Below are 22,899 nucleotides of genomic sequence, written 5' to 3' on the forward strand. Positions count from 1 at the left end.
CGGGCGTCTGTTTTTATAAGTTTGAGCGTATTTTAGGAAAATGAGCCGGAAGAGTGCTCTGCAACTCGAGACTTCCGGCGCGGTGTAAAGGCTTTTAATGTGTTAATAATTAAAAGCGGAAACCACTGAACGCGCGCCGCGAGGTTCACGAGGTAGCGAAGAAAAACGTGCAATAAACATTTTTTATACCTCCTGTGCGCGTGAATAATCTTTGAACCGTAATAGAATTCGTAATGCTCGCCAAGAGGCTAGTTTTAAAAATGGCACTTCAACTATACAAATGTGCTAAATATATCACATTTGTTTTTATGGTTTCTGCGGCCAGACGGTAAGCTTTTTGGCAAAATGCGAGATTACTTTATGCAAAATCAAAGTAAAAATTGCCAAAATAAACAAAGCTGCAAACATCAGATCAGTTTTGGCACGGCCATTAGCAAGCAGCATGAGATAGCCCAGTCCTTTCGATGCGCCCACCCATTCGCCGATAACAGCACCAATGGGCGCATAAACGGCAGCCAGACTTAAACCGGAGGCAAGGGACGGGAATGCGGCCGGAATACGCACCCTAAATAATGTTGAGAACTGGCTTGAACCTAAAATTGCCGCCGCATCCAGTAAGCTTTGATCAGTGCGCCGTAAACCATCTAAAAAAGTGGAAACAACGGGAAAGAAAATCATCAGCACCGAGACGGCGACTTTTGAGCCTGCACCATAGCCAAGCCAAAGGGTCATAATTGGTGCCAGCGCAAAGATTGGAATTGCCTGACTGAAAATCAGCATCGGCAAAACTATGCGTTGTGCAAGTGGTGACATCATCAGGCCGATCGCTGCAACAACGCCGATGAGACTTCCTAAAAACAGGCCGGATAAAATCTCGCCAAATGTGATGAGAGCGTTCGGTATCAGCAGTTCAATATTGTCATAAAAGGCAACTATAACATCAACCGGCCCGGGCAAAATAAAACGCGGTATTGCAAAAAACCAGATCACCCCCTGCCACAGCATCAGCGCTGTGAGGGCAGAAATAACACCATCGGGCAGAAATTTGCGTGACGTTTTGACGTGCACAGGCCGATTGCTCATTTGTTATTTACCTTGCAGACCCATCAGCCAAAATCCTGCTTCCAGCTTGGTGGCAGTCGCAAAGATGCGGCAAAGCTGCGGCCAGCGCGGGCTGGCTTCAAAATTGTCGCCAATACGGTTGGCAACCGCATGTTCGAGTAATTCACCACCAAGCTGGCAAAGGGCTTGAAACTCTTCGCCTGCATAAGTGTCGATCCATTCCTGATAAGGCGTGTTGTCAGCCTGCGTGGCAGCCAATCTCAGGCCAATTTCGCCATAGCCTAACACGCATGGCAGCAGTGCCACCAACAGATCAAGAAAATCACCTGATTGTCCGGCATCCAGCACAAAGCGGGTATAGGCAAGATTAGCCGCTTCTTCTTCCGCGTTGAAAAGCTCTTCTTCGCTGATCCCTTCGCGGGCACAAATCTTGATATGCAGCGGCATTTCCACATGGATGAGGCCATTGACGGTGGCGGCCGCGTGTTTCATTTCCTGCAAACTGGTGGACTTCACCACACCCAGCGCCCATGCGCGGGAAAAATGGCGCAGGAAAACATAATCCTGCACGAGATAATGCAGAAAAGAGGCTTTTGGCAAAGTGCCATCCGCCATACCGCGCACAAAAGCATGGTCGATATAGTCATTCCACTCTTGGCTTGCCGCCTCACGCAAAGCGCTGAAGGTTTTGGATGAATAATCCGGTTTTGGTAACATTATTTGTTCCTTTCCACATTCACATCGACAGCAAATTTCTCGACGCTAAAGATTTCCGGCACGAGTTTATGTTCAAAAAGAAAAGCTTCCTGACGCTGATAACGGCCATAATCAAAGGCCGCAGGAGTGCGGGCAAAGCGCGGGTAAGTGTCTTTCCAGGCGCGCTTATTCAATTCGTCTTTGAGCTCTGGGCTATAAGAAACATATGTCTCATAAGCTTGCTCGGGATGATTGATGATGTAATTGGCAGCTTTTTCTGTGGCAGCCAAAAAGCGGCTGATTTTATCGGCATCATAGCCTTTAGCATTGGCGACATAAATCAGCTCGTCATAGGCAGGTACGCCCTGTTCTTCGACGAAGAAACATTTGCCTTTCACGCCTTCAATATCCATCTGGTTCAGCTCGACATTGCGATAGGCGCCAATCACCGCATCGACTTGGCCGGACATCAAAGCAGGTGAGAGCGAGAAATTGACATTGATCATTTCCACATCATCTTTGGTCATGCCATGATGGCTTAAAATGGTCGTCATCACCGCTTCTTCGACGCCTGCTACCGAGAATCCGATCTTCTTGCCTTTGAGGTCAGTCATTTCATTGACCGAACCATCATCGCGAACAGCCAGGCAATTAAGTGGTGTGTCAACCAGTGTGCCAACACGAATGAGTGGCAAGCCTTCATGCACATCCAAATGCAATTGCTGCTGATAAGAGACAGCGAGATCAGCTTGTCCGGCAGCTACTTGTTTGGATGGCGTAGAAGCATCAGCTGGCGCAATGATTTCCACATCAAGACCGTTTTCTTTGAAGAAACCAAGCTTGTCAGCGACAATAATTGGGCCGTGATCGGGGTTCACATACCAGTCTAGGATGAGGGATAATCTATCATTTGCCAAAGCTGTTGAAACCATCATAGGGGCGTGCAAAACCGTGGCGCTCAAAAGCGCAGCAAAGCTAAATTTGCGGAACATTCTATCTCTCCGTTAGTAAACTGAAGGGGATGGAGGTGAACTATCTCCGGCAGCAACAAGAACGATGTGGCCGGAAAAGACTTGTCGTAAGGCACTGGCTGCACGCCATGCCCGAAGGCCGGAGCGGCAGCACAAAGCAACACGTTTATCAGTGGCAAGATCAACGCGGTTTTCTAAGAAATCCTGTGTTGAATAGCGCAAAGCATCTTCACGCAGACTTTGCGGTGCTTCGGTTGTGTCGCGCAATTCAATCAATACATCATCGATCAAAAGCTGTTCCGGTGCGATAAATGCAAAGGGAACGGTTTTTGGCTCCGGTGCTTTATCAAAGCGGAAACTGCGGAAACCATATTGGCTCAAATTGACCGTCACCATCTGCCCTAAAGGTGATGGCGACATATCGGTCAGGGCTGCAATGGCCATTTGCGCCTGAATAGTGCCGAGTGTTCCGACCAATGGCCCCAGCACACCGGCACTGGCGCAAGTGGCAAGGTTTTTGGGCAGATCAGGAAAGAGTGCCCGCACCGATGGCGCCCCATTTTCAGCATTGCCGCAATAGCCACCGACATAACCGTTTAATCCCAAGGCCGAAGCCGAAATCAGCGGCTTTCCAAGTGCTTTACAGGCATCAGACAGAATATAAGTCACGGCATAACTATCGGCACAATCGAGAGCGATATCGGCGTCTTTCAACAGCGCATCCACGTTGGCAGGTGTCAGGCGTACCGTCAGAGGCGTGACTATAACATCCGGATTAAGATCATTCAGACGGTCGCGTGCGGCTTCGGCTTTCTTGCGGCCTAGGTCCTTTTCACCATAAAGCGGCTGGCGATGCAGATTGCTGCGCTCGATACTATCATCATCAACAAGTGTGATATGTCCTACACCTGCACCCACCAGATAATTGAGCGCCGGACAGCCAAGGCCACCCGCACCGATGATGAGAATATGTGCATTCTCCAAGCGCTTTTGGCGCTCGATGCCCATCTCTTCCACAATGATCTGTCTGGCGTAACGGCTCATTTTACATAAGCTTCCGTCAGCTTCAGCCATTCCTGCACGCGCTGTTCAGGGCTTGCATGAAGGGTGATGTCGGTCACCGCGGCCACAATATCTGCGCCATGTTCAAAAACACCAGTTGCGCGATCAAGGCTGATGCCGCCAATGCCGACAAGCGGCATGTCGCTTAACTTATCTTTCCAGATACGCACACGTTCCAGCCCTTGTGGCTCCCAGATCATCTTTTTCAAAATGGTTGGATAGACGGGGCCAAGCGCGACATAATCAGGCTTAAGCGCTAATGCGCGTTCCAGCTCTTCTTCATTATGGGTGCTGACGCCAAGTTTGAGTTGAGCCTTACGAATAACGGTAATGTCCGCCTCATCCAGATCTTCCTGACCGAGATGGATGTAATCGCAACCTTCATCAATGGCGAGTTGCCAATAATCATTAACGATCAACTGACATTGATGTGCGTCACAAATTGTTTTGGCAGCACGGATTTCAGCACGCAATTCAGTTGTAGTTTTATCTTTAACGCGCAGTTGCACCAGTTTGATGCCAAGCGGAACTAAGCGCTCCAGCCATTCAGCGCTGTCGAAAATCGGATAAAAAGGATGAAGTGCCATTTTAGAAAAATGCCTTTCCCATCAAAGGTGTGGAAGGAGCTGCCATGTCGCGCGGTTCAATCGGATCGGCCTCAACCGCCAGATGTCCGGCTTCCACGGCAAGAGCAAAGCTTTTGGCCATGCGAACCGGATCACCGGCCTTGGCCACGGCGGTGTTGAGAAGCACTGCGTCATAGCCTAGTTCCATTGCCTGTGCGGCATGGGAGGGAACGCCAATCCCCGCATCAACAATCAGCGAAATATCTGGGAAATGCGCGCGCAAGGTTTTGAGTGCATAGGGGTTGTTAAGGCCGCGCCCCGAACCAATTGGCGCGCCCCACGGCATCAGCACTTTGCATCCGGCTTGCACCAGCTTTTCGGCGACCACCAGATCGTCATTCATATAAGGGAAAACTTCAAAACCCTCATTGACCAGAATGCGTGCCGCTTCCACCAGTCCGAAAGGGTCGGGCTGGAATGTGTCCTGCTCGCCGATCACTTCCAGCTTGATCCATGATGTGCCAAAAATCTCGCGCGCCATTTTTGCGGTGGTCACCGCTTCACGCGCTGTGTGGCATCCGGCTGTGTTGGGCAAAACATGGACACCCAGCTCTTTGATCAGTGACCAGAAACTTTGCCCCGCACGCTCAAATCCGCTTTCACGGCGAAGTGAAACGGTGACGATTTCGGTGCCTGATGCTTTCACCGCTTCTTCCAAAATTGCCGGTGAGGGGTAAAGGGCTGTGCCCAACAGCAAACGGCTGGTGACTGTTTTGTCATAGAGTTTTAGCATGTCAGCCCCCTTGCATGGGTGCCAGAACTTCAATCTGGTCTCCAGCGGAAAGTGTTGTTTCTTCACGCATATCCGCACTGACAAATTCGCCATTGAGAGCTGTTGCCACCACCGCATCGCTCAAATCAATCTCGGCAAGCAATTCGCTCATATTGTGGGCTGTGGTTTGGTGGATTTGGCCGTTGAGAGAAATATTCATCAAATTCACTCCATAAGCTCTGGTATGTTTTGCGGATTTTCCACCGCTTCACGCACCATTTTAGCAAGTGCGGGAGACATCAAAAATCCGTGCCGGTAAAAGCCGTTGACATAAAGTTTCGTGCCTTGGCGGCGTATTTTGGGCAGATTGTCGTTAAATGCAGGGCGGGCATCGACGCCGGTTTCCAGCACTTCACTTTCGGCGAATGCGGGATGCAGCGCATAGGCCGCGCCCAAAAGCTCCAAGGTGGAACGCACACTGATATGCGGGCTGGCTTCGGCTTCCAGCATTGTTGCGCCCACCATATGCACACCATCCCCGCGTGGCACGATATAAAGCGGAATACGCGGATGCAGCAGGCGCACAGGGCGGGTGAGGTTGATGTCGCGTGAGCGGATCATCAGCATTTCACCTTTGACACCGCGCAGATCGCTTAAATCGTCCCGCGCCCGAAGTCCACGGCAATCAATGGTCAGATCACTGTTGATTGTGGCCTTATCGGCATTGGTGCCAAGCTGAAAGCGCACAGCCTTCCGGCGCAGATTTTCAGCCAGTTCCGGCAAGGCACGGCGCGGGTTGAGATGGCCTTCATGCTCAAAGAACAAGCCTTGATTGAAGCGATTGCCAAGATCAGGCTCCAGTTCTTCAATGCGGGTTGCATCAATCAACTCGTGCTGGCTGGTGCGGCGTGAAAAGCGGCGCAATTCACTGGCATCGCGGGTGTGGGAAAGCACCAATGTGCCGCGTCGCTCCACACCGCTGACATGGTTTTCCCACCAATCGAGCGCTTGCTGGCCAAGGCGCACGACTTGCTCCGGTGCGCTTTCGCCCTCGCACCAAGGTGCAAGCATACCTCCGGCAAACCATGAACAAGCATCTTCGCCAATGCGCTCACTGAGCGCGATCACTTCAACATTATGGCCTTGGGCATTCAGTTCCGTGGCACAGGTTAAGCCAGCGACACCGGCACCGATAATGGTAATTTTCATGGGGCTACCTGTGAAGGATTGGTCCATAGTTCATAAAAATGGTGGACGGGACCGTGACCGCTGCCGATGGTTAGTTGATCGGCGGCCAAAATTGCCTGATGCAGATAGTCGTGGGCTTCTTCAAAAGCTTGTTTTAAATCTAACCCATGTCCAAGCTTTGTCGCCAGAGCTGCCGACAGAGTGCAGCCGGTGCCGTGGGTGTTTTTGGTGTGGATGCGGGGCGCAGAAATGGCAAATGTCGGGGCGTCTGCGGTGATCAAGAGATCAGTGCAAATTTCACCTTCCGCATGGCCGCCCTTCATCAAAACGGCTTTGGCACCTAAGCGAAGCAAGGCGCGGCCTTGTGCTTCGGCTTCCTCATCGCTTTTTGCTTCATCCATATCCAGCAGACAGGCAGCTTCGGGACGGTTCGGGGTGATCAAGGTTGCTAAAGGGATCAGTTTTTGGCGCAATACATCAATCGCGGTTTCGCTAAGCAGGCGATTGCCGGATTTAGCTACCATCACCGGATCAAGCACGATCGGCCCTTGGAAGTGGCTCAAACCGTCCATCACCGTTTCGATGGTTTCAGGTTGTGAGAGCATGCCGATTTTAACGGCAGCAACATTAAGATCGCTGAACACCGCCTCCATCTGCCCGCGAATGATCGCCGGTGTCATATCCATTACGTCAGTGACGCCGCGGGTGTTTTGTGCGGTGATGGCGGTGATGACGCTCGCACCATAGGTTTTAAGCGCAGAAAAAGCTTTTAAATCGGCCTGAATACCGGCACCGCCGCTGCTGTCAGAGCCAGCAATGGTTACGCAGATCGGAACTGAACTGAGGGTGGAAGATGTGTCTAACCGTCTCGTCATGTCGTTTCTCTTCTCTGAACAGAAAGTGAAACATCATGACTGGCTGAAGCTTTTGTTTTGCTTCTGGTTGGAAAATTCGCCTGTTGCCCAAATTACCAAGCAAGACCAATTCCCATTACGCCCGTTCGTGACGCGCCAAATTCCGTTCCCTACGCAGGTATTACCCGGATCAGGTTCAATGGGTTAGCGCTTTTGCGCCTCTCAGTCTTTCGACACCCCAACGAATATTTGCTGCCTCTATGAGTAGAATTTAAAATCAGATTGGTCAAGCCCGCGTCAAAAGCATCTGAAATCGATTGGAATTACAGTCGGGATTTTTCTTTAAAAAAGCTCTTGACCTTCCCATGATGGGAAGCCTTAGTTTAAGCGCCATGATGAAGTGTCTGTTTAAGAGCAGCGATGTGGCAGGGGATAACCTATGAGCCAGAAAAATGACAGCGAGTTAACAAGCAACATCTTGTTAACTAAGTATAATTTCAATGTGGAAGGCATGAGTTGTGCCTCTTGTGTGGGGCGGGTGGAGCGCGCACTGACAGGTACTGATGGTGTGGTTAAAGCCAGTGTCAACCTGATGACAGAGCGCGCCCATGTGGAAGTGAGTGACAGCAATATCACGGCTGATGATTTGGTGAAAATCATCGGCGGAGCAGGTTATAAAGCTGAGCTGATTGATGAGCAAAAGCCGGTGGAAGCACTTAAAAGCTCTGGTTGCGGTTGCGGTTCAAAAAAAGCTGAAAGCGTAGAAACATGTCAATCGGAAGCCAAACTGGCTGCTGTTGTGCCATCATCATCCGCGCCGCAAAAATTTGATTTGAACATTGAAGGCATGACCTGTGCATCTTGTGTCGGCACTGTCGAGCGTGCTTTACTCGCGGTTGACGGCGTTACATCAGCCAGCGTTAATCTGGCCACTGAACGGGCGCAGATCGTGGTGGATGGTACGCGGGTCAATATAGATAAGCTGATTGGTGCGGTGGCAAAAGCTGGCTATCAGGCGCGTAAAATTGATGTCGCCGCCAAGCAATCTACCGGTGAAATGCGCGCGCAAAAACGTGAAAAAGAAGCACAAACCTTACAGCGTCAAACTTTGCTGGCAGTCGTGCTGACCTTGCCGGTTTTTGTACTTGAAATGGGGTCGCACTTAATCCCTGGCATGCATATGCTGATTGACCGCACAATTGGTATGCAAAATAGTTGGTATTTGCAATTTGTGCTGACAACGCTGGTGCTTTTCGGGCCGGGATTGCGCTTTTTCAAGCTGGGCATTCCGGCACTTTTAAAAGCCGCACCGGATATGAATTCGCTGGTAGCGGTCGGTACATTGGCCGCTTGGGGCTTTTCAACGATCGCCACTTTCATGCCGTCCGTTTTGCCTGAAGGCACGGTGAATGTTTATTTTGAAGCCGCAGCCGTTATCGTGGCGCTGATCCTGCTTGGCCGTTATCTGGAAGCGCGCGCCAAGGGCAGAACCAGTGCTGCCATCAGCCGTTTGGTTGATTTGCAGGCGAAAACTGCACGCGTTTTGCGCGATGGCAAGGCGGTTGATGTGCCGTTGGAAGATGTGCGCGTGGGCGACCATGTGCAGGTCAGACCAGGTGAAAAAGTACCGGTCGATGGCGTGCTCATCGAGGGCTCTTCTTATATTGATGAATCGATGATTACCGGTGAACCAGTGCCCGTTGCCAAGGAAATTGGCGCCGAAGTGGTCGGCGGCACCATCAATAAATCCGGTTTTTTCACCTATCAGGCGACCAAGGTTGGCAGTGATATGGTGATCGCCCAGATCATCCGTATGGTGGAAGATGCGCAGGCCGACAAGCTGCCCATTCAGGCGATGGTGGATAAAGTAACGCGCTGGTTTGTGCCCGCAGTGATGGCAGCCGCAGTTGTCACCTTTGTCATCTGGTTGATATTCGGTCAGTCGCCGTCATTAGGCTTTGCGCTTGTGAATGCCATTGCGGTGCTGATTATCGCTTGCCCTTGTGCGATGGGGCTTGCCACGCCAACGTCAATTATGGTTGGCACCGGACGTGCGGCAGAAATGGGCGTGTTGTTCCGTCGTGGCGATGCATTGCAACGTTTACGTGAAGCATCTGTCATTGCTTTTGACAAAACCGGAACACTGACCTTGGGCAAGCCGGTTCTGGCACATTTTGAAACTGTTGCCGGACAGGATGAGGCGAAAATTCTGACCCTTGCTGCGAGTGTTGAGGCACGCTCCGAACATCCGATTGCCGCCGCCGTTGTGCAGGCGGCAGAAGAAAAAGGCTTGACCTTAAAGGATGTGCAGAACTTCAACGCTATTGCTGGCATGGGGCTGGTTGCAGATGTTGATGGTCAACAAGTGGCCGTGGGTGCTGGCCGTCATATGGCAGCATTCAATATTGATATTACAGCTTTGGAAAAAGTGGCCGATCAACTGGCCGCGCAAGGACGCTCGTCCATTTACGTGGCCGTTGATGGTCAATTGGCTGCAATCCTGTCGATTGCCGATCCGCTCAAACCATCAACGAAAGAAGCGATTGATGCGCTACATCAGATGGGCTTGAAAGTAGCGATGATCACCGGTGACGGTCGTGCAACGGCAGAAGCCATTGCCCGTTCGCTGTCGATTGACCATGTGGAAGCCGAAGTGCTGCCGGGCGGCAAAGTGGATGCTTTAAAGCGTATGTCGACGAAAGGTGAGGTGCTGGTATTTGTCGGCGATGGCATCAATGATGCACCGGCACTAGCTGCGGCTGATGTGGGTATTGCTTTGGGCACCGGCACCGATGTGGCGATGGAAAGCGCCGATATTGTGCTGATGTCGGGTGATTTGCGTGGTGTTATCAATGCGTTGGCGGTATCTCGTGCTACCATCCGCAATATTCGTGAAAACCTGTTCTGGGCATTTGCTTATAATATTGCGCTTATTCCGGTGGCTGCTGGTGTGCTTTATCCATTGTGGGGCACATTATTGTCGCCAATGCTGGCGGCAGGTGCGATGGCGCTTTCCAGCATCTTCGTGCTTTCCAATGCGCTGCGTCTGCGTAAGGTTAAACCTGCATTGCAGGTTTAACTGATAAGATTAAGATCTGGCTGCATTGCTGGCCAGATCATGCAAAATCGGACAGTCAGGGCGGTTATTGCCCTGACAGTTCTGTGCCAGATGGCGCAATGTATCCGCCATTTCGCGCAATTGTTCCATCTTGGCTTCCAGCTCCGCCACATGGGTGAGGGCTATTTGCTTCACATCAGATGAAGCACGGCTGTGGTCCTGCCAAAGGGTCAGTAAATCTTTGATTTGATCCAGTGAAAAACCTAAATCGCGCCCGCGCCGTATGAAGCGCAATGTTTCTACATCGCGTTTGGAATAAACGCGGTATCCAGCCTCGGTGCGCCCTGCTTTTTCAATCAGCCCGACCGTCTCATAATGGCGTATCATTTTGGCACTTATACCCGACGCAGTTGCTGCTTCGCCAATATTCATCATGTTAAAGCTCCGTGGTTGTGCTATATATAGGCCATCTCCTGACAGCTTACAAAATAATTCATTGGACAGCGCCAAACTATATGTTGACGTCTGCTCGCATTAATTGTCTATATCTAGTGGTCACGGTCTCTCGAATCGCAAGATAGAGAGATAATAGGGAATCCGGAAAGGCTGGTGCTTTTCACCGTTTAAACCGGAGCTGCCCCCGCAACTGTAAAGCGGCGAGCTTTTGTCTATTTACGTCACTGAGGTTATTCTTGGGAAGACGGACAAAAGCCCAGACCCGCCAGCCAGGAGACCTGCCGCGACACGAAATGTTCTCCCTGGGCGGGGTGTCCCGGTGGTGTGCTGGCAACAGAGCAGACGTATGGCGTCGCTCTTTTTCATGCATGCATCCGTCTGACCTTGCCCCCAACAAAAATTGGGGTAAGCCAATGTCGATTTCTCTTGTGCGTGAGCCTGCCGACGGCGACGCTTTTTCTGCCGCAAACACAGCTGCAAATAATTCCGAGCTTGGGTTTCAGGTCATCCGTCGTAATGGATCAGTCACACCATTTGATGGTGATAAAATTGCTGTTGCGTTGCAAAAAGCATTTCTGGCTGTTGAAGGCACAAGTGCTGCCTCGTCGCGCCGCGTTCATGATGTTGTTGCAGAACTGTCTGAAGTTATCATTGGAGGTCTTACCCGCCATGCAACAGAAGGTCGTACCTTCCATATTGAAGATGTTCAGGATCAGGTCGAGCTGGCATTGATGCGTGGCGGCCATCACAAAGTGGCACGTGCTTATGTGCTGTACCGTGAAGAGCGTGCCCGTGAACGTGCTGAACAGGCCGCCAATAATCCGCAAGCAAAGCCGCAATTGCAGATGAAAAGCGCGAGCGGTCAATTGGTGCCGCTTGATGAAGCACGTTTGAAACATGTGGTTGAAGAAGCTTGTTCTGGTTTGGCCTCTGTCTCAGCAGAAGCCATTTTGACCGAAACCAAACGCAATCTTTATAGCGGCATCACACAGGATGAATTAGCGCTGGCGCCTATCTTGGCTGCGCGCACCTTGATTGAAACCGAGCCGGATTATTCCAAAGTTAGCGCTCGTTTATTGCTGGATAAATTGCGCCGTGAAGTACTGACCTTTGTTGAAGGTTCTCCGCGTGAAGCAACACACAAGCAGATGTGCGAGCTTTATCCGAACTATTTGAAATCCTATATCCGTGTGGGTATTGATGCCGATCAGCTTGATCCGGAATTGGCATTGTTCGATCTCGACCGTATGGCCGCTGCCATCAAACCAGAGCGCGATCTGCAATTTGATTATTTGGGCTTGCAAACCCTTTATGACCGCTATTTCCTGCACGTTCAAAACAAGCGTTTTGAATTGCCGCAAGCTTTCTTCATGCGCGTTGCCATGGGGCTGTCCTTACGTGAAGAAGAGCGCGAAACCAAAGCAATTGAGTTCTATAATCTGCTTTCAAGCTTTGATTTCATGGCTTCAACGCCAACTTTGTTTAATGCCGGAACGCGCCGCCCGCAGCTTTCTTCCTGTTTCCTGACCACTGTTCCGGATGATCTCGACGGTATTTTCAAAAGCGTTAAAGACAATGCTTTGCTTGCTAAATATTCCGGCGGTCTGGGTAATGACTGGAGCCGTGTCCGTGGTCTTGGAGCGCGTATTAAAGGCACCAATGGCGAAAGTCAGGGTGTTGTACCTTTCTTAAAAGTTGCCAATGATACTGCGATTGCGGTTAATCAGGGCGGTAAGCGCAAGGGTGCGGTGTGTGCTTACTTAGAAACATGGCATATCGACATCGAAGAGTTTTTGGATCTTCGTAAAAACACCGGTGATGACCGTCGCCGTACCCATGACATGAACACGGCCAACTGGGTGCCGGATCTGTTTATGGAACGTGTGGAAAAAGACGGTGACTGGACATTGTTTTCGCCGGATGAAACTCCTGATTTGCACGATCTTTATGGGGCGGCCTTTAAATATGCTTATGAAGCCTATGAGCAAAAAGCTGCTAAAGGCGGCATCAAAGTCTACCGCACTGTAAAGGCAAAAGACTTGTGGCGTCGTATGTTGACGATGCTGTTTGAAACCGGCCATCCTTGGATCACCTTCAAAGATCCGTGCAATATCCGTTCGCCACAGCAGCATGCCGGTGTGGTGCATTCATCCAACCTCTGCACGGAAATTACGCTCAATACATCGAATGATGAAGTGGCTGTTTGTAATCTGGGTTCAGTCAATCTGGCAGCACACACAACAGCGGAAGGCATTGATCAGGAACGTTTGGCGCGCACTGTAGCAACCGCTATGCGTATGCTCGACAATGTGGTGGACATCAATTTCTACACCATTCCGGAAGCGCGCCGCTCGAACCTGCGCCACCGTCCGGTTGGTCTGGGTCTGATGGGCTTTCAGGATGCGTTGCAGATTTTGCGCCTGCCATATGCCTCCGACGAAGCGATTAAATTTGCAGATCAGAGCATGGAAGCCATTTCCTATCATGCTATTTCTGCCTCTGTAGATCTGGCAGCTGAACGCGGCAGCTATCAAAGCTACGAAGGCTCGCTCTGGTCAAAAGGCATTTTGCCGATTGATTCACTGCGTATGCTTTCGGATGCGCGTGCTCACAATAATTTGGCGAGCATGGATTTGAACTATGATGAGACACTTGACTGGAAAACCTTGCGTGAACGCGTCAAGACCGTCGGTATGCGCAATTCCAACTGCATGGCGATTGCTCCAACGGCCACTATTTCCAATATTTGCGGTGTATCGCAGTCAATCGAACCAGCCTATCAAAACCTGTTCGTTAAATCGAACATGTCGGGCGACTTTACCGTAGTTAATGCCGGTCTTATTCACGATCTGAAAGCACGTGGTCTTTGGGACGAAGTGATGATTTCTGATCTGAAATATTTCGACGGCAGCATCGGGCAGATCGACCGTATTCCCGATGATCTGAAAGCGCTTTATGCAACGGCTTTTGAAATCGACACCGCGTGGCTGATCGAAGCTGCAAGCCGCCGTCAAAAGTGGATTGATCAGGGTCAGTCGCTCAATCTCTATATCGCCAATCCAAGCGGTAAGAAGCTTGACGAATTGTATCGCCTGAGCTGGTATCGTGGTTTGAAAACCACATATTACCTGCGATCCCGCTCCGCCAGCCATGTGGAAAAATCCACATTGAAGGGCACAGACGGCAAGCTCAATGCAGTGTCTGTCGCACCGGTGCAGAGTCTTCCGGCCTCTGATGTGCGTGCCTGTTCTATTGATGATCCAACTTGTGAAGCCTGTCAGTAAAATTGGCCGATTATGGACGCTTCCTTTTGTTTCATGCCTATTTGAAAGGGTTTTATAATGTCTAATCTCGATTGGTCAGAGACCGAAATGAACAGTGCATCTGCGCCTTTAGGTGCTGATGAGACTGCCGATGCCACGGGTCTGGGCTCGATTGAGCGTAATGCTGCCCGTGTGACTGTTGATGAAAAGCGCATGATCAATGCGCGCGCCGACGTTAATCAGCTGTTGCCGTTAAAATATAAATGGGCATGGGAAAAATATCTGGCTGGTTGTAACAATCACTGGATGCCGACCGAAGTTTCCATGCAGGCAGATATCGCACTGTGGAAATCCAAAGACGGTTTGACCGATGATGAACGCTTGATGCTCAAGCGTAATTTAGGCTTCTTCGCAGCCTCGGAAAGTCTGGTTGCCAACAATATCGTGCTGGCGATTTATCGTCATCTGACCAATCCTGAATGCCGTCAATATTTGCTGCGTCAGGCGTTTGAAGAAGCCGTTCATACCCATACATTCCAATATATCGTGGAAAGTCTGGGTCTTGATGAGGGTGAATTGTTCAACATGTACCGTGAGGTACCATCCATCACCGATAAGGCTGCATGGGCGCTCAATTACACCCGTAATCTGGATAATGCCGAGTTTAAAACCGGGACACCGGAAGCTGACCGCGACTTCCTGCGTGATCTGATTGCGTTCTATGTCGTGTTTGAAGGCATGTGGTTCTATACCGGTTTTGCCCAGCTTCTTTCCCTTGGTCGTCGTAACAAGATGGTGGGTATTGCCGAACAATATCAGTACATCCTGCGTGATGAATCGATCCATATGAATTTTGGTATCGACGTCATCAATCAGATCAAGCATGAGAACCCGCATCTTTGGACAAAAGAGTTTCAGGAAGAAGTGCGCAACATGTTGCGTGATGCGGCAGAACTGGAAGCAGCCTATGGCCGCGATACCATGCCGAACGGTTTGCTGGGTCTGAATGCTGCCCTGTGTGAACAATATATGCATTTCATCGCCAATCGTCGCTGTGCACAGCTTGGATTGGAATCCGTATTCCCGGAAACGGATAACCCGTTTCCTTGGATGTCGGAAACGATGGATTTGAAGAAAGAGAAAAACTTCTTTGAGACCCGCGTGATCGAATATCAAAATGGCGGCGCCTTGAGCTGGGATTGATATTTATCGTTCTGATTTGAATAAAGAAAAGCCCCGCCGGTCAGATGATCGGCGGGGCTTTTTGGTCAGTCATTTTAGTCTTGGGGAGGAAATTTAAGCAATGAAGTCGCTCTGGGTGCCATGTGCTTCAATGGCCTGTGCCAAGCGTAAGAGTGCGTGGACATAAGCACCGGTGCGAAGCGAGAATTTCTTTTCCTTTGAGAGTTCCCAAATCGCACGGCCTTCGCGTTCCATGATGCTCTGGAGGCGCTGATGGATTTCTTCCAAAGTCCAGTAATAGCCTTGCTTGTTCTGTACCCATTCAAAATATGAAACTGTAACACCACCGGCATTGGCCAGAATGTCAGGCAGAACGATCACGCCTTTTTTCGCCAGAATTTCGTCAGCTTCAGCAGTCAGCGGGCCATTGGCGAGTTCCACAATCAGCTTGGCATTGATACTGTCGGCATTGCCCTCGTGGATCATGTTTTCCATGGCTGACGGCACCAGAATATCACAATTGGCTGCCACCAGTTCATCTGGTGTCATGGCTTTGTGACCATTTTGACCGATGGTTGAGACCACTGATTTGCCGTCCGCTTTGGCTGCAAAAAGGCTCGCCAAATTCAAGCCTTCATCACATTGTACTGCGCCTTCCGAATCGGAAACAGCAGTGATTTTATGGCCGTCGGCACAAAACAACCGTGCCATATGCTGGCCGGCATTACCAAAGCCTTGAATGGCAACGCGCAAACTACCGGCAAGACCCAAATCATCAGACAGATGACGAACGAGATAATAACCACCGCGTGCCGTTGCATCATCACGACCAAGCGAGCCGCCCAATGCCAAAGGCTTGCCGGTGATGACAGCTGGTGAATGTTGATCGACGATTTGTGAATATTCGTCTGCCATCCAGCCCATGATCATCGAGTTGGTGTAAACATCGGGTGCGGGAATATCGCGGTCTGGACCCAAAATGCCGGCAAAAGCCTGAATATAGGCGCGGGACAATCGCTCCAACTCGGCTTTCGACAATTTGCGCGGATCAACCTGAATGGCACCTTTACCGCCACCATAAGGCAGGTTCATGACCGCACATTTAAAGGTCATCCAGAAAGCAAGCGTCTCAACTTCTTCTGCGGTTGCATCCGGATGGTAACGGATGCCGCCCTTGGTTGGTCCGCGGGTATCATCATAACGGCAGCGCCATGCAAGAAAAGATTTTCGTGAACCGTCGTCCATACGGATCATCAGGCGCACTTTCATTGTCTCGCGTGCGAATTTCAATTTTTCGATCACATCAGCGTCGATATTAATATGGCTTGCAGCCTCATCCAGCCGCACTAATGCATTCTCAAGAAGATTGTCCTGTGACACGAAATCACCTTTCTTGCGTATGGCGTTATGAAAAGATATTTTTAGAATTCATGTATGCACTTTCGCGCAACAAAAGAAAAGAAAAAAGGACAGTACTGTTGTCCTATATTTATTTGCAATCGTCATTTTTTACATTTTCCTGAAATATTGTGTGATTTTCGCATCAGTGGAAAAGACGGTGCATCACACTCAGATTTAATCAATCTGTCATGTTTCATATAAAGCACTGTCACAATGGCTGGCTAACACTTCCCCCGTACTCATTGTCCGCTCACGGTCTTTCCGAAGATTACAACCGGCATTTTTCCAGCACGAAAGGGGCAGAACCGGAAGAGGTTCTGATCGGTTGCAGGAAGAATTACCGCTAAAGGGGTTTGATAAAACCATGCGTCAACTTGTTAAGTTACTCTCTGCCACTACAGTTCTGTCGGCTGCACTTTTTGCAACAGCATCGCAAGCTGCAACCGTTTACCCGCTTGACCGTGCAACGATTCTAGCCGGTTCGCCTTTTGATTTTAAGGTCGAGTTTGACAATGTTGTTAAAGCGGATGATGTCAAAATCACAGTCAACGGCGAAGATTACAAAGCTGTTTTCGGCAAAGATGTTGAATTTATCGCTGCTGAAAAAGACGCATCCGACAAAGATCTGGGCTCGGCGGTTATTCTGCGTTCATTGGCTTTGCCAAAGGCTGGTGCTTACACGATTGAAGTGCAGGCCGGTAACGACAAGAAAAGCGTTACCTGGGATGTTTACGGCACATCCGATGCGCCAAAAGCCAAAAACGTGATCTTCCTCGTTGCTGATGGTCTGTCGGTTGCTCATCGTACCGGTGCGCGCATCATGTCGAAAGGCATGAGCGAAGGGAAGGCCAATGGCCGCCTCAATATGGACGATCTGCAATATATGGCTTTCATCGGTACATCAGCCACCAACTCGATTGCAACCGATAGCGCCAACACCATGTCGGCCTATATGACCGGTCATAAGACTGCCATCAATGCACTGGGTGTTTATGCTGATCGCACACCGGACAGCCTTGATGATCCGCGCGTGGAAAACATCAGTGAAGCATTGCGCCGCCAGACCGGCAAATCTATTGGTATTGTCACCACATCCGAATTGCAGGATGCAACGCCTGCTGCAGTTGCCTCACACACACGCCGCCGTGCTGATAAAGCCGAAATCACCGGCATGTTGTTTGATGTAAAGCCTGATGTGCTGTTGGGCGGTGGCTCTGCTTACTTCCTCAACAAGGAAGTACCGGGCTCCAAGCGTAAAGATGACAAAGACTATATCAAAGAGTTTCAGCAAGCCGGTTATGCTTTGGCAACCAGCAAGGAAGAACTTGAAAAAGCAGCAAGCACTGAAGGCGACAAACTGCTCGGCCTGTTCCATACCGGTAACATGGATACCGCGATGGACCGCAATATGCTGAAGAAGGGTACAATCGATAAATTCCCTGATCAGCCGGGTCTGGTTGAAATGGCCGACATTGCTTTGAAAAAGCTCTCTCAGAACGAAGAAGGCTTCTTCCTGATGGTTGAAGCGGCAAATGTCGACAAGATGTCCCATCCACTGGATTGGGAACGTGCGGTTTATGATACGATCGAATTTGATAAAGTGATCGGTCTGGCGCAGGAATTTGCTAAAAACAATCCGGACACCATGATTGTAGTCACCGGTGACCATACCCACGGCGTATCCATCATCGGCACCATCGATGATAACAAGCCGGGCAATGAAATGCGTGAAAAAGTCGGCACTTATGAAAAAGCTGGCTTTACCAATTACGTTGACAGCAATGGTGACGGCTATCCGGACAGCGTGGATGTAAACCCGCGTCTGGCGATCTTCTCCAACAATTTCCCTGACTATTATGAAACCTTCCGTCCGAAGCTGGATAATCCTTTTGTTCCGGCGATCCAGAACGAGAAGAACGAATATGTTGCCAACGAAGCCTATAAGGATATTCCGGGTGCCGTATTCCGCGAGGGTAATATCCCGCGCTCTGATGATACCGGCGTCCACTCTGTAGATGATGTAGTCTTGCAGGCGAGCGGTGCGGGTGCGGAACTTTTCCGCGGCTACATGGAACAGAGCGACGTTTACAAGATTTTGGCTGAAGTTTTCGCGCTCGGTGCGGAGAAGAAATAAGCCGGAGTTTGGATGATAAAAAATGCCGGAAAGAAATTTCCGGCATTTCACTTTTTAAGGATGGAACCATGTCATTTCTATCATCAATGCCGCGTCGTCATTTTCTCAAACTCATGAGTGTCGCACCTTTGGCCTATGCGGTAGCCGGAACATTGCCACAGGCAAAAGCCGCAACGGGCAATTTAAGCTTTGCCGAGCTCTACAGTAAGATCAGCGTCTTGGGGCTTGAGTTTTCAGAAAAAGTCAAATCGCTGAATGGCGAGAAGGTAGTGATGGGTGGTTTCATGGCACCACCTTTGAAAGCGGAAGCCGATTTTTTTGTACTGACCGAAATCCCGATGTCGATCTGCCCTTTTTGTTCGTCCGATGCTGATTGGCCGGATAATATTCTGGTGGTCTATCTCGATAAAAAACAAACTTTCGTGCAACCCTCAACCTTGATTGAAGTGACCGGAAAACTGGAAGTCGGATCGTGGACAGATCCCGAAACCGGCTTTGTCAGTTTGCTGCGCCTGCGTGATGCACGCTATAAGGTTGCCTGATATGCAACTTGTTTTAGATCATATCAGCGTCAGCTTTGCCGGACTTTCAGAACCCGCCTTGCAAATCGATCATTTGGAAGTGCCCGATGGTGCAGTGGTGGGTCTCACCGGCGCATCAGGTTCCGGCAAAAGTACATTTATCAATATTATCAGCGGTCTTGCCCGTCCGCAAAAAGGTTTGGTTCTCTGGGGCGGTCAACCGATCAATCAGCTGTCGGAAACTGCGGCAGATCGTTGGCGGGGCGAACATATCGGCCTCATTATGCAGGATTTCTACCTTTTTGACGGCTTGTCGGCGCTGGAAAATATCTTGCTGCCGCTGCGTCTGGCTGGTGGTGTGGATAAAGAAGCTTTATCGCGTGCGCATGAATTACTGGAACGGGTCGGGCTGAAACGGCCTGACCAGGCAGTGCAATTGATGTCACGAGGGGAAATGCAGCGCGTGGCGATTGCTCGTGCCCTGCAACGCAAACCCGCCATTATTATTGCCGATGAACCAACCGCCAGTCTGGACAAGGAAAACGGGGCATCCGTTGGCAATCTTATTCTGGAACTGGCGACCCAAGAAAAATGCACGACGATTATTGCCTCCCATGATGACCGGCTGATTTCCAGATTGGCGCGCACTATCAACCTTGCTGCGGGGAGAATTACCTCAGATGTTTAGATTTATCGCCGCAGATTTAAAACGCCATTGGCTTGGTGCTTTGGCACTGGTGCTACTGGTTGCTTTCGCAACCGCTTTAAGTGTTGCCGTGACATTGCAGGAGCGTGCATTGCGTCTTGGCAGTGCGCGCGCTGCCGATCATTTTGATCTGGTGATTGGTGCTGCTGCCAGTGAAACGCAATTGGTACTTTCATCGGTATTTTTACAAACGTCATTGCTGCCGTTGATGGAAGGTAATGAACTGGAAAAACTAAGCCATGACCCGCGCGTCGCATGGGCTGCGCCTGTTGGTTTTGGCGATAGTTACAAGAATTATCCGATTATCGGCACCACTTCAAAGCTGGTTGAAACTTTAAGCCCGAAACTGGCATCCGGCAAAATGTTTACCGCACATCATGAGGCCGTCGTTGGTGCCAATGTGGATGTGAGTGCTGAAACCTCTATGGTGCCTTTGCACGGCAATGCAGGCGAGGGCGGCCATCATCATACTGAAATTACTTATAAAATGGTTGGCCGTATGGCACCGACTGGTGGCGCATGGGACAATGCGATTTTGGTGCCGATTGAAGCTGTCTGGGCGGTGCATGGCATGGAGCATGATCATGAACATAGCCATGCCGATGAAACTGCGGAAGAACATGCAGCTCACGGCGATCATGACCATGAACATGAGCATGAACATCAACACGGTGAAGAAGCGCTGCAAACAAGTTTTGAACATGGTGCGGCCGGTGTTCCGGCTATCATCGTGAAGCCTAAAACGATTGCCGATGCTTACAAGCTCAGGCAAGAATATCGCGGCAATGGTACAACGGCAGTCTTTCCGGCCGAGGTCCTGACCAATCTTTACGGCATGCTCGGCAATGCCAAATCAATCCTGATGTTCGTGGCACTGGGCACACAGATTCTGATTGGTTGTGCTTTGGTTTTTGTTGCTCTTTTGCATATCGGCGAACGTCGTCGTCAAATCGGTGCTTTACGAGCACTTGGAGCATCGCGAGGCAAAATCTTCACGCTGGTTTGGTCTGAAGTGGCTATTTTATTGGGTGCTGGAATTTTCAGTGGTTTTGCACTTGGTTTTGTCGCGTCAAAAATTCTGTCCCGCATCGTCACGCAATCCAGCGGCTTCGCCATGCCGGTTGCTTTTGAAATGCAGGATCTCAATAGTATGATTGTCATGCTTGTCGGTGCGTCTGTCATTGGATTGTTGCCGGCCATGATGGCTTATCGCCAGTCACCGGTCAGCGCCTTGCGTGGTTGACGGATGCTTGAATATTGATGTCTAACTGACCTGATAAAGTTTTCTTGTATTTAACAATCGAAAACTTGATATTAAAAGTATAGTATTAAAGGGTGTCACTTGCGTGGCACTCTTTAATTCATACTCCGGCATTTTCGCCGGCAGGGCAGGAGAGCAAAATGCAGCAACCAGTGTCCCCCAAACAGACCGCCCAAACGATCAGCACCCAATGTGTGATTGCGGGCTCGGGGCCGGGTGGTCTGATGCTCGGCCTATTGCTGGCGCGCGCTGGTGTTGATGTGACTGTATTGGAAAAACACGCCGATTTTCTGCGTGATTTTCGTGGTGACACAGTGCATCCTGCAACGCTTGATATTATCGATAAGCTAGGGCTTTTGGATGAGTTTTTGAAAGTGCCGCATACACAGGCGCCAAAACTTCATGCCGAAATTGGCGGGCAGAATGTCACTATTGCTGATTTTTCACGCCTGCCGGTTAAATGCCGCTTCATTGCCTTCATGCCGCAATGGGATTTTTTAGGTTTTCTGGCGCGTGAAGCACGTAAATTGCCCAATTTTCATTTGATGATGTCGACCAAAGTGACTGATCTGATTGAAAATAACGGCCGTATCGAAGGCCTTTTTGCCCAAAACCATGAAGGCAGCATCGAGATTAAAGCCTCTCTCGTGGTGGGAGCCGACGGGCGCAATTCGCTGGTGCGGGCAAAAGCCGGATTGGAGAGCACCAGTTTTGGTGCGCCAAGTGATGTGTTGTGGATCAAACTTTCGCATAAACCTGAAGACCCTCCCTATACAATGGGGCATGGCGGGCCTCGTCAGGGCTTTGTCATGGTCGACCGTGGCGATTATTGGCAATGCGGTTATGTGGTGCGCAAGGGCAGTTTTGCGCAAGTGAAAGAAAAAGGGCTGGAAGCGTTCCGGCATGCAGTGGCTGAGGTTTCACCATTATCGCCTGATCGGGTGCAAGAAATCACCTCATGGGATGATGTGCATCTTTTGTCCATCCGCATTGACCGGCTGAACCGCTGGTGGCGCTCCGGTCTGTTGTGCATCGGTGATGCGGCCCATGCAATGTCGCCGATTGGTGGTTTCGGAGTTAACCTGGCGATACAGGATGCGGTGGCTGCCGCCAATATTTTGGTGGTTCCGCTGCGAGATAATAAATTGACCGATCAGCATCTGGCGCGCGTGGAAAAACGCCGTGCATTTCCAACCAAAGCCATTCAGAAAATCCAGCTGATGATGCAATCAAGCAGCAAGAAACGTCAAAATAGCGAAGTCAAACGCAGTGGCCCGCCAGCCTTTGTTAAGGGCATAGCCCGCTGGCCGATTCTTGCACATTTGGCCGGTCGGTTAGTGGGCATGGGTGTGCGCCGCGAAAAACTGCGTAGTTCTCTTTTCAAGCTGCGCTGAAATCAAGACGTGAATGATTGTGCATCTGTCTGAAGAAATTTGGGCAGATGCTAAATTGATTCTGCTAATCAAACACAATTCATTCTCACATGCGTGAAACCTAATGGCTTAAGAAAAATAAGTTATGAGGGGGAGTTATTTTGATAGCTAAATGGCGCGCCCGAAAGGATTCGAACCTCTGACCCCCAGATTCGTAGTCTGGTGCTCTATCCAGCTGAGCTACGGGCGCAACATTTAAAAAGGAAAGATGATCTTACCTTCATAATTCTAAGTGAATGGCGCGCCCGAAAGGATTCGAACCTCTGACCCCCAGATTCGTAGTCTGGTGCTCTATCCAGCTGAGCTACGGGCG

The 22,899-nt window shown here is 50.2% G+C and carries 19 protein-coding genes, 1 tRNA gene and 2 riboswitches; of the genes, 8 read left to right on the plus strand and 12 right to left on the minus strand.

Annotated features, from left to right (window positions below):
• Nucleotides 1–306: 306 nt before the first annotated feature.
• The 9 genes from JNC77_RS02500 to thiD are packed head-to-tail and all read right to left on the minus strand — an operon-like array spanning nt 307 to nt 7,192.
• On the minus strand, nt 307–1,083 hold the full coding sequence (locus JNC77_RS02500; protein WP_374829125.1) for an ABC transporter permease: 777 nt from the start codon (nt 1,081–1,083) through the stop codon (nt 307–309).
• 3 nt (nt 1,084–1,086) lie between these two features.
• Nucleotides 1,087–1,782 carry a thiaminase II gene (tenA, locus tag JNC77_RS02505; protein WP_374830447.1) on the minus strand — a complete coding sequence of 232 codons (696 nt, stop codon included), beginning with the start codon at nt 1,780–1,782 and terminating at the stop codon, nt 1,087–1,089.
• Nucleotides 1,779–2,750 (minus strand): ABC transporter substrate-binding protein, encoded by a 972-nt coding sequence (locus tag JNC77_RS02510; RefSeq protein ID WP_374829126.1) that lies wholly within the window; start codon nt 2,748–2,750, stop codon nt 1,779–1,781. Before JNC77_RS02510 ends, tenA begins: the two co-directional genes overlap by 4 nt.
• Nucleotides 2,751–2,762: 12 nt before the next feature.
• The gene (locus tag JNC77_RS02515) at nt 2,763–3,773 is read right to left on the minus strand and encodes a ThiF family adenylyltransferase (protein ID WP_374829127.1); all 1,011 of its coding nucleotides are present in this window, start codon (nt 3,771–3,773) and stop codon (nt 2,763–2,765) included.
• Nucleotides 3,770–4,378, minus strand: a complete 609-nt coding sequence (locus tag JNC77_RS02520; RefSeq protein WP_374829128.1) for a thiamine phosphate synthase — start codon at nt 4,376–4,378, stop codon at nt 3,770–3,772. Before JNC77_RS02520 ends, JNC77_RS02515 begins: the two co-directional genes overlap by 4 nt.
• A 1-nt stretch (nt 4,379) precedes the next feature.
• Nucleotides 4,380–5,150: a thiazole synthase gene (locus JNC77_RS02525; RefSeq protein ID WP_374829129.1), complete on the minus strand. Its 771-nt coding sequence runs from the start codon at nt 5,148–5,150 to the stop codon at nt 4,380–4,382.
• Between the two features lies 1 nt (nt 5,151).
• Nucleotides 5,152–5,349: a sulfur carrier protein ThiS gene (gene thiS, locus JNC77_RS02530; RefSeq protein WP_374829130.1), complete on the minus strand. Its 198-nt coding sequence runs from the start codon at nt 5,347–5,349 to the stop codon at nt 5,152–5,154.
• Between the two features lie 5 nt (nt 5,350–5,354).
• The gene (locus JNC77_RS02535) at nt 5,355–6,338 is read right to left on the minus strand and encodes an FAD-dependent oxidoreductase (protein ID WP_374829131.1); all 984 of its coding nucleotides are present in this window, start codon (nt 6,336–6,338) and stop codon (nt 5,355–5,357) included.
• Nucleotides 6,335–7,192, minus strand: a complete 858-nt coding sequence (gene thiD, locus JNC77_RS02540; RefSeq protein WP_374829132.1) for a bifunctional hydroxymethylpyrimidine kinase/phosphomethylpyrimidine kinase — start codon at nt 7,190–7,192, stop codon at nt 6,335–6,337. The genes JNC77_RS02535 and thiD overlap by 4 nt, the downstream gene beginning before the upstream one ends.
• 129 nt (nt 7,193–7,321) lie before the next feature.
• A riboswitch (TPP riboswitch) is annotated at nt 7,322–7,422 on the minus strand.
• 188 nt (nt 7,423–7,610) lie between these two features.
• Here thiD and JNC77_RS02545 point away from each other — a divergent pair.
• Entirely contained in the window at nt 7,611–10,250 is a 2,640-nt protein-coding gene (locus tag JNC77_RS02545; RefSeq protein WP_445482838.1) for a heavy metal translocating P-type ATPase, read from the plus strand.
• A 9-nt stretch (nt 10,251–10,259) separates the two neighbouring features.
• Here JNC77_RS02545 and cueR read toward each other — a convergent pair whose 3' ends face one another.
• On the minus strand, nt 10,260–10,661 hold the full coding sequence (gene cueR / locus JNC77_RS02550) for a Cu(I)-responsive transcriptional regulator (RefSeq protein ID WP_374830451.1): 402 nt from the start codon (nt 10,659–10,661) through the stop codon (nt 10,260–10,262).
• A 109-nt stretch (nt 10,662–10,770) separates the two neighbouring features.
• A riboswitch (cobalamin riboswitch) is annotated at nt 10,771–10,985 on the plus strand.
• Nucleotides 10,986–11,098: 113 nt separating this feature from the next.
• On the opposite strand from cueR, the gene JNC77_RS02555 reads away from it, so the two are divergent.
• Both JNC77_RS02555 and JNC77_RS02560 read left to right on the plus strand, forming a co-directional pair.
• Nucleotides 11,099–13,969: a ribonucleoside-diphosphate reductase subunit alpha gene (locus tag JNC77_RS02555; RefSeq protein WP_374829133.1), complete on the plus strand. Its 2,871-nt coding sequence runs from the start codon at nt 11,099–11,101 to the stop codon at nt 13,967–13,969.
• Nucleotides 13,970–14,056: 87 nt separating this feature from the next.
• Nucleotides 14,057–15,151, plus strand: a complete 1,095-nt coding sequence (locus JNC77_RS02560; RefSeq protein ID WP_374830453.1) for a ribonucleotide-diphosphate reductase subunit beta — start codon at nt 14,057–14,059, stop codon at nt 15,149–15,151.
• A gap of 93 nt (nt 15,152–15,244) precedes the next feature.
• On the opposite strand, the gene JNC77_RS02565 is transcribed toward JNC77_RS02560, so the two are convergent.
• Nucleotides 15,245–16,510: a Glu/Leu/Phe/Val family dehydrogenase gene (locus JNC77_RS02565; protein WP_374829134.1), complete on the minus strand. Its 1,266-nt coding sequence runs from the start codon at nt 16,508–16,510 to the stop codon at nt 15,245–15,247.
• Nucleotides 16,511–16,895: 385 nt separating this feature from the next.
• Between JNC77_RS02565 and JNC77_RS02570 the strand changes: the two genes are divergently transcribed.
• The 5 genes from JNC77_RS02570 (at nt 16,896) to JNC77_RS02590 (ending at nt 22,547) form a co-directional block, all read left to right on the plus strand.
• Nucleotides 16,896–18,665, plus strand: coding sequence for an alkaline phosphatase (locus JNC77_RS02570; RefSeq protein WP_374829135.1), 1,770 nt, complete (start codon nt 16,896–16,898; stop codon nt 18,663–18,665).
• Between the two features lie 68 nt (nt 18,666–18,733).
• Nucleotides 18,734–19,207, plus strand: coding sequence for a hypothetical protein (locus JNC77_RS02575; protein WP_374829137.1), 474 nt, complete (start codon nt 18,734–18,736; stop codon nt 19,205–19,207).
• 1 nt (nt 19,208) lies between these two features.
• Nucleotides 19,209–19,874: an ABC transporter ATP-binding protein gene (locus JNC77_RS02580; protein WP_374829139.1), complete on the plus strand. Its 666-nt coding sequence runs from the start codon at nt 19,209–19,211 to the stop codon at nt 19,872–19,874.
• A complete protein-coding gene (locus JNC77_RS02585) occupies nt 19,867–21,135 on the plus strand; it encodes an ABC transporter permease (RefSeq protein ID WP_374829141.1) in 1,269 nt (422 codons plus the stop codon). The genes JNC77_RS02580 and JNC77_RS02585 overlap by 8 nt, the downstream gene beginning before the upstream one ends.
• Nucleotides 21,136–21,293: 158 nt before the next feature.
• The gene (locus JNC77_RS02590; protein ID WP_374829143.1) at nt 21,294–22,547 is read left to right on the plus strand and encodes an FAD-dependent oxidoreductase; all 1,254 of its coding nucleotides are present in this window, start codon (nt 21,294–21,296) and stop codon (nt 22,545–22,547) included.
• A 152-nt stretch (nt 22,548–22,699) separates the two neighbouring features.
• Here the strand turns inward: JNC77_RS02590 and JNC77_RS02595 are convergent.
• Nucleotides 22,700–22,776 (minus strand) — tRNA-Arg (locus JNC77_RS02595).
• Between the last annotated feature and the right edge of the window lie 123 nt (nt 22,777–22,899).

Origin of the sequence: Paenochrobactrum pullorum, assembly GCF_041929845.1 — a bacterium.
Lineage (GTDB): Bacteria > Pseudomonadota > Alphaproteobacteria > Rhizobiales > Rhizobiaceae > Paenochrobactrum > Paenochrobactrum pullorum.